1 protein-coding gene is annotated in these 2,565 nt (G+C 24.1%); it reads left to right on the top strand.

From position 1 onward, the window contains the following. Nucleotides 1-184 precede the first annotated feature (184 nt). Nucleotides 185-2,437, top strand: a complete 2,253-nt coding sequence (locus RI76_RS02410; RefSeq protein WP_017192555.1) for an ATP-dependent helicase — start codon at nucleotides 185-187, stop codon at nucleotides 2,435-2,437. Nucleotides 2,438-2,565 lie beyond the last annotated feature (128 nt).

Genomic DNA, 2,565 nt, shown 5'->3' with positions numbered 1-2,565 from the left:
ATTTTTTTTATGTTATCATATAGTAAATTAATAAATAATTTTTTCTAAAAGGTATTTGTTTTAGAAAAATTAGTTGTTCTCATTCGGAACTATTTTGCTGGGGCTCACCCGAATAAGATAAATATTTTTTATTAATTGATTTTTGAGAAAGAAGAAATAATTGCGAAAAGAAGGTTTCAAAAATATGTTGCAACCAAAATGGTTAAAAAATCTGAATTCAGAACAATTAAAAGCAGTTACTTATCCTGATCGTTCTCTTTTTGTTCTAGCAGGTCCAGGCACTGGCAAAACCAAAACACTTACTAATAGAATAGCTTATTTACTGGAACAGAAAAACATTAAGAGTGAAAATATTTTAGCAATTACTTTTACTAATAATGCTGCTAAAGAAATGAAAAAAAATCTAAAAAAAATAGTTAATACTGAATTTTATAATTTGACTATTAAAACTTTTAATGATTTAAGTACCCAAATTTTAAGAAAATATATCGATAAACTTAATTTCGGAATGGACTCCTCTTTTGCTATCATTAGCGAAAACGAAGGACAATCTATTATTAAAGAAAATATGAAAAAATTGGGCATTGATAAAGATTCATATAAAGTATTGGAAATTCAAAGTTATATTTCGAAAATTAAAAAACAATTTGCTAAAAAAGAAATTGTTAATAATATCCTGACTAATGAGACGGATGATATTTTGTTAAAAAAAGAATATAACGAAATAAATTTTATTTCCCTGGAAATGAAAAAAATTTATGATGAGTATTGTCATTTTTTCAAAACTAATAATTTAGTCGATTGTGATGATTTAATTATTTATTCTTATCAATTATTAAAAAATAACCCTTCGGTAGCTTCTTTTTATCAGAAAAAATTCGCTTATCTTTTGGTAGATGAATGTCAAGATATCGATTTAATTCAATATAAATTAATCAAAATTATCGGCAAAAAGAGTGTTATTTTTTTAGCGGGAGATCCGAACCAAACGATTTATCGTTTTAAATATAAAGATGTTATATGCCAAATGTTGTTTGAAAAAGATTTTAAAGCTGATATGTATACTTTAAACGCTAATTATCGATCAACTCAAAATATTTTAAGTAAAGCTAATATGTTAATTGGTCATAATTATGAATCTCAAACAAATCAACCTTTTCAAAAAGAACTTCAAAGTGTTTATGATTCTGGAGAACAAGTAGTTTATAATGATTTTTTAACCGCTAAACAAGAAGCTAAATATATTACTAAAAAAATTAAAGATTTAATCAAGACAGGTAAATATAATTATAATGATATTTGCATTTTATACCGCATTAATAATTTAGGAACAGATATCGAAAATCATTTTCTTTTAGACAATATTCCTTATTTCATTAAAAACAGTTATTCTTTTTATCAAAAAAAAGAAATTAAAGATATGATCGCATACATTCATGTTGTTCTTTCTAATAAACATAATTTCTTTTTAAAAAGGATCATTAATATACCTAAACGTCAAATAGGCATTAAAACAATGGAATTTTTAGAAGATATAGCGAAACAACATAATATTTCGTCTTTATTAGAAACTATTGATTATATCCCACCAGATCGCAATAATAAGGCTAAATTTGTTAATTTTAAAAAAACTTTAGAAATGATTCAAGATATTATTTTTAATGATGATACGACCAATTTATCTAATATAATTGAGAAAATAGACGATATTATTTGTTATTCACGCATGTTAAATGAACAAGAAGAAAAATTATCTCATTATAATAATTATGATAAAAAATTAGCCAACCAGGAGAAAAAAGCCAATATCATTCGTCTCCAAGAAATTTTTAGCCATGAAGACTTAAATCATAAAGGTACTTTTTTAGAAAAATTAAGAATTGTGTTAGATAAAATTTCTTTATTTAATGAAGATAAATTAATCAATGATAAAAATAAAGTGGTTCTTTCTACAATCAAAAAAACTAAAGGATTAGAATTTAAAGTAGTTTTTGCTATTGGTTTTGAAGATCAAATATTTATGGAAAATTTATTAGATAAAAAGAATTCTGATTCCTCCTCTCCTCCTTCTGAAATTTTAATCAAAGAAGCCAGAAGTTTAGCTTATCTAGCTATCACAAGAGCGAAAGAATTATTATATATTAGTAGTTCTGGTTCTCGTTATCTTTTAGGACATCACTTCTTCTTAAAGCCAGTCTCTTTTATCAAGGAAATGCATTTAATTTCTTACTTTAACAAAAAAATTGATAAATACTTCTCTAATAAACCTTCTTATCGAATAGGCGATCAATTAATCCATCAAACTTTTGGTCAAGGAGTATTACTTTCTATTCAAAAAAATATTGCTACCATTTCTTTTGATGACGAAAATCATGGTGTAAAAAAAATATTAATTACCCATTTCTCTCTAATGAAAAGCGATAATACGAATTTATAATAAAAATATTAGATTTACCCATGCAAAAAAGATCTTTATAAATGATTATTTATTTCATTAAAAATATCTTTTAAACTGTTTAGAATTAGAATAAAAAAATGATTACCTTAAATATTATACAACTAATG

Source organism: Milkweed yellows phytoplasma str. MW1, assembly GCF_000309485.1.
In the GTDB taxonomy this organism is placed as follows: domain Bacteria; phylum Bacillota_I; class Bacilli_A; order Acholeplasmatales; family Acholeplasmataceae; genus Phytoplasma.
This window is presented reverse-complemented; position numbering and strand designations above follow the sequence as displayed.

Bases quoted from the DNA above. Each gene is read 5' to 3' on its own strand.
- RI76_RS02410 (WP_017192555.1), top strand. From the start codon at position 185: ATGTTGCAACCAAAATGGTTAAAAAATCTGAATTCAGAACAATTAAAA.